The 5,213-nt window shown below is 54.2% G+C and carries 3 tRNA genes and 3 rRNA genes; all 6 read left to right on the top strand.

The features are described 5' to 3' along the window. Positions 1-1,173: ribosomal RNA gene (locus ACE1AQ_RS03900) — 16S ribosomal RNA — on the top strand; the annotation flags it as partial. A 174-nt stretch (positions 1,174-1,347) separates the two neighbouring features. After that, a tRNA-Ile gene (locus ACE1AQ_RS03895) sits at positions 1,348-1,424 on the top strand. A 20-nt stretch (positions 1,425-1,444) separates the two neighbouring features. Continuing rightward, a tRNA-Ala gene (locus tag ACE1AQ_RS03890) sits at positions 1,445-1,520 on the top strand. 401 nt (positions 1,521-1,921) lie between these two features. Then, positions 1,922-4,714 (top strand): 23S ribosomal RNA (locus tag ACE1AQ_RS03885). A gap of 99 nt (positions 4,715-4,813) precedes the next feature. Further along, positions 4,814-4,928: ribosomal RNA gene (gene rrf, locus ACE1AQ_RS03880) — 5S ribosomal RNA — on the top strand. Between the two features lie 120 nt (positions 4,929-5,048). Further along, a tRNA-Met gene (locus tag ACE1AQ_RS03875) sits at positions 5,049-5,125 on the top strand. The last annotated feature ends 88 nt before the right edge of the window (positions 5,126-5,213 follow it).

Raw genomic sequence — 5,213 nt, 5'->3', positions numbered from 1 at the left:
GGAGGCAGCAGTGGGGAATATTGGACAATGGGCGAAAGCCTGATCCAGCAATGCCGCGTGAGTGATGAAGGCCTTAGGGTTGTAAAGCTCTTTTACCCGGGATGATAATGACAGTACCGGGAGAATAAGCTCCGGCTAACTTCGTGCCAGCAGCCGCGGTAATACGAGGGGAGCTAGCGTTATTCGGAATTACTGGGCGTAAAGCGCACGTAGGCGGCTTTGTAAGTTAGAGGTGAAAGCCCGGGGCTCAACTCCGGAATTGCCTTTAAGACTGCATCGCTTGAATCCAGGAGAGGTGAGTGGAATTCCGAGTGTAGAGGTGAAATTCGTAGATATTCGGAAGAACACCAGTGGCGAAGGCGGCTCACTGGACTGGTATTGACGCTGAGGTGCGAAAGCGTGGGGAGCAAACAGGATTAGATACCCTGGTAGTCCACGCCGTAAACGATGATAACTAGCTGTCCGGGCACTTGGTGCTTGGGTGGCGCAGCTAACGCATTAAGTTATCCGCCTGGGGAGTACGGTCGCAAGATTAAAACTCAAAGGAATTGACGGGGGCCTGCACAAGCGGTGGAGCATGTGGTTTAATTCGAAGCAACGCGCAGAACCTTACCAGCGTTTGACATGTCCGGACGATTTCCAGAGATGGATTTCTTCCCTTCGGGGACTGGAACACAGGTGCTGCATGGCTGTCGTCAGCTCGTGTCGTGAGATGTTGGGTTAAGTCCCGCAACGAGCGCAACCCTCGCCTTTAGTTACCATCATTTAGTTGGGTACTCTAAAGGAACCGCCGGTGATAAGCCGGAGGAAGGTGGGGATGACGTCAAGTCCTCATGGCCCTTACGCGCTGGGCTACACACGTGCTACAATGGCAACTACAGTGGGCAGCAATCCCGCGAGGGTGAGCTAATCTCCAAAAGTTGTCTCAGTTCGGATTGTTCTCTGCAACTCGAGAGCATGAAGGCGGAATCGCTAGTAATCGCGGATCAGCATGCCGCGGTGAATACGTTCCCAGGCCTTGTACACACCGCCCGTCACACCATGGGAGTTGGGTTCACCCGAAGGCGTTGCGCTAACTCGCAAGAGAGGCAGGCGACCACGGTGGGCTTAGCGACTGGGGTGAAGTCGTAACAAGGTAGCCGTAGGGGAACCTGCGGCTGGATCACCTCCTTTCTAAGGATAGCGGCGGAAAGCGCTCGATCTACGGATCGAGAAGAGCTTCCTCCCATTCCAAAGAACATAGCCGCCGTCCTCATGTCCCTTCATCACTGGATACCAGCCGCAAGGCTGGTTGCCTGAGCTGGCTTCTGCCGCCTGCGGCCTTCGGGTCAGCCGGGCCTGGCATGGGGGCCGGTAGCTCAGGTGGTTAGAGCGCACGCCTGATAAGCGTGAGGTCGTAGGTTCAACTCCTACTCGGCCCACCATTCGCCGGACGATTTGGTAGGGGGCCTTAGCTCAGCTGGGAGAGCGGTTGCTTTGCAAGCATCAGGTCATCGGTTCGATCCCGATAGGCTCCACCAATCCGCAGTTTTGAAGACGAGCTAGCGCAGCTAGTTCGCATCAAAACAAGGACGGCCAGCGCAGAAAAGCGCAGCCACAAGGCGCAGCTTTGCTGCGACTGACGGCTGCGGCGTGCGCGGTGCTCTTAAGCAAATCCAGTGATGAGGATCATCAGATCCGCTGCTTCGAGCAGCGGTAAGCGAAGCCGTTACGACGGCGTTCGCGTCTTTGACATTGTGAATGGGTTTTTCAAATCGATGCCGTGAGGTGTTCGATGTTCAGCTGACGCAGCTGGATGATCGGCACCGAACATCAAGGCTGAGATAATCAACCACACCAAGAAAACCATGCAACTCTGCTCTGCCGAGTTTCGTGTCGGTCGTTTGACCGATCCAGGGTTGTCATTGGTGGTGTGGACTCTCAAGCGTGAGGTAAGGGCGTTTGGTGGATGCCTTGGCATGTACAGGCGATGAAGGACGTGGCACGCTGCGATAAGCGTCGGTGAGTTGTGAGCAAACTTTGACCCGACGATTTCCGAATGGGGAAACCCACCTATCCCGATTATTCCTACGATGACTTGTTCATTGTTGGAGTAATCGAGAAACAGGTATCACTTAGCTGAATAAAATAGGCTTCGTGAAGCGAACCCGGAGAACTGAAACATCTCAGTACCCGGAGGAAAAGACATCAACCGAGATTCCGTTAGTAGTGGCGAGCGAACGCGGACCAGGCCAGTGCCTTCTTTTCAACTAGCAGAACAGTCTGGAAAGGCTGACCATAGCGGGTGACAGTCCCGTATGCGAAAGTGATGAAGAAGGACTCGAGTAGGGCGGGGCACGTGAAACCCTGTCTGAACATGGGGGGACCACCCTCCAAGCCTAAATACTCGTACATGACCGATAGCGAACTAGTACCGTGAGGGAAAGGTGAAAAGCACCCCGATGAGGGGAGTGAAACAGTACCTGAAACCGAACGCCTACAAGCAGTGGGAGCATCTTTAAGGTGTGACCGCGTACCTCTTGCATAATGGGTCTGTGACTTAGTGTATCAAGCAAGCTTAAGCCGTTAGGTGTAGGCGCAGCGAAAGCGAGTCTGAATAGGGCGACTTAGTTTGATGCATTAGACCCGAAACCCGGCGATCTAGGCATGACCAGGTTGAAGGTGGGGTAACACTCACTGGAGGACCGAACCGTTTAATGTTGAAAAATTATCGGATGAGTTGTGTTTAGGGGTGAAAGGCCAATCAAGCCGGGAAATAGCTGGTTCTCCGCGAAATCTATTGAGGTAGAGCCTTGGACGAATACCCTAGGGGGTAGAGCACTGGATGGTTGCGGGCGGCGCGAGCTGTACCAATACTAACCAAACTCCGAATACCTAGGAGTACTATCCAGGAGACAGACGGCGGGTGCTAAGGTCCGTCGTCAAAAGGGAAACAGCCCTGACCTACAGCTAAGGTCCCCAAGTCATCACTAAGTGGGAAAGCATGTGGGAATCCCAAAACAGCCAGGAGGTTGGCTTAGAAGCAGCCATCCTTTAAAGAAAGCGTAACAGCTCACTGGTCTAAATAAGGGTTCCTGCGGCGAAAATGTAACGGGGCTAAAGTGATGCACCGAAGCTTAGGGTGTGTAGTTTACTACACGCGGTAGCGGAGCGTTCCGTAAGCCTGCGAAGCCGAAGGGTAACCGACGGTGGAGGTATCGGAAGTGCGAATGCAGACATGAGTAGCGATAAAGAGGGTGAGATGCCCTCTCGCCGAAAGACCAAGGGTTCCTGCTTAAAGCTAATCTGAGCAGGGTGAGCCGGCCCCTAAGACGAGCCCGAAGGGGGTAGTCGATGGGAACCACGTTAATATTCGTGGGCCTGGTGGTAGTGACGGATCCCGTGTGTTGTATGTCCTTATCGGATTGGACATGCTTCGAAGGGGTTCCAGGAAATAGCTCCACCGTATAGACCGTACCCGAAACCGACACAGGTGGTCAGGTAGAGTATACCAAGGCGCTTGAGAGAAGTGTCCTGAAGGAACTCGGCAAATTGCCTCCGTACCTTCGGAAGAAGGAGGCCCTGCTTCTGGGCAACCAGTAGCAGGGGGCACAGGCCAGGGGGTAGCGACTGTTTAGCAAAAACACAGGGCTCTGCTAAGTCGGCTTCAAGACGACGTATAGGGCCTGACGCCTGCCCGGTGCCTGAAGGTTAAGTGGAGGGGTGCAAGCTCCGAAACGAAGCCCAGGTAAACGGCGGCCGTAACTATAACGGTCCTAAGGTAGCGAAATTCCTTGTCGGGTAAGTTCCGACCTGCACGAATGGCGTAACGACTTCCCCACTGTCTCCAGGACATGCTCAGCGAAATTGAATTCTCCGTGAAGATGCGGAGTACCCGCGGTTAGACGGAAAGACCCCGTGCACCTTTACTGCAGCTTCAGAGTGGCATTAGGAATTAATTGTGTAGCATAGGTGGGAGGCTTTGAAGCACTGGCGCCAGCTGGTGTGGAGCCTACGGTGAAATACCACCCTGTTGATTTCTGATGTCTAACCTCGAACCGTTATCCGGTTCAGGGACCCTCTGTGGCGGGTAGTTTGACTGGGGCGGTCGCCTCCTAAAGAGTAACGGAGGCGTGCGAAGGTTGGCTCAGATCGGTTGGAAACCGATCGTTAGAGTGCAATGGCATAAGCCAGCCTGACTGCGAGACTGACGAGTCGAGCAGAGACGAAAGTCGGTCATAGTGATCCGGTGGTCCCTCGTGGAAGGGCCATCGCTCAACGGATAAAAGGTACGCCGGGGATAACAGGCTGATGATTCCCAAGAGCTCATATCGACGGAATCGTTTGGCACCTCGATGTCGGCTCATCACATCCTGGGGCTGGAGCAGGTCCCAAGGGTTTGGCTGTTCGCCAATTAAAGTGGTACGTGAGCTGGGTTCAGAACGTCGCGAGACAGTTTGGTCCCTATCTGCCGTGGGCGTCGAAATTTGAGAGGAGTTGACCCTAGTACGAGAGGACCGGGTTGAACATACCTCTGGTGTACCAGTCGTTCTGCCAAGAGCGCAGCTGGGTAGCTATGTATGGACGGGATAACCGCTGAAAGCATCTAAGCGGGAAGCCTCCCTCAAGATAAGATTTCTTAGGACGGTGGTAGACCACCACCTTGATAGACTGGATGTGGAAGCGCGGTAACGTGTGGAGCTAACCAGTACTAATTGTCCTATTCGCGCTTGATGAGTCCCACCATCAATGACAGCTCTGCTGATCATTGAGGTTGATCCTCAAAGCCTTGGTGCACGCATCGATTTGATACCCAATTACACCTGCTTCATTGCTTGGTGACCATAGCGTCAGTGACCCACCCGATCCCATCCCGAACTCGGCCGTGAAACCTGACTGCGCCGATGGTACTATTGCTCAAGCACTGGAAGAGTAGGTCGTCGCCAGGCATTGAAGCCGGTGTAATCGGAAAAACCCATTCACATTGTCAGATACGCAACACGCGTCGCGCTAAACCGGCGCGGCGCGTTTTTGCTTTCAAGGCACCCCACACGGTGCCCCTCAGATGGCGCGGGGTGGAGCAGCCCGGTAGCTCGTCAGGCTCATAACCTGAAGGTCGTTGGTTCAAATCCAACCCCCGCAACCATCAACACACACACAGCCGCCCCACAGGGCGGCTTTTTTTGTTGAACACTCCACGTCAACACAACATTGCCACAACATCTCTCCGGCGC

Source organism: Microcystis sp. BLCC-F209 (assembly GCF_041928595.1).
Lineage (GTDB): Bacteria > Cyanobacteriota > Cyanobacteriia > Cyanobacteriales > Microcystaceae > Microcystis.
The sequence above is the reverse complement of the archived record's forward strand: the minus strand, read 5'-3'. Positions and strand labels throughout refer to the sequence as shown.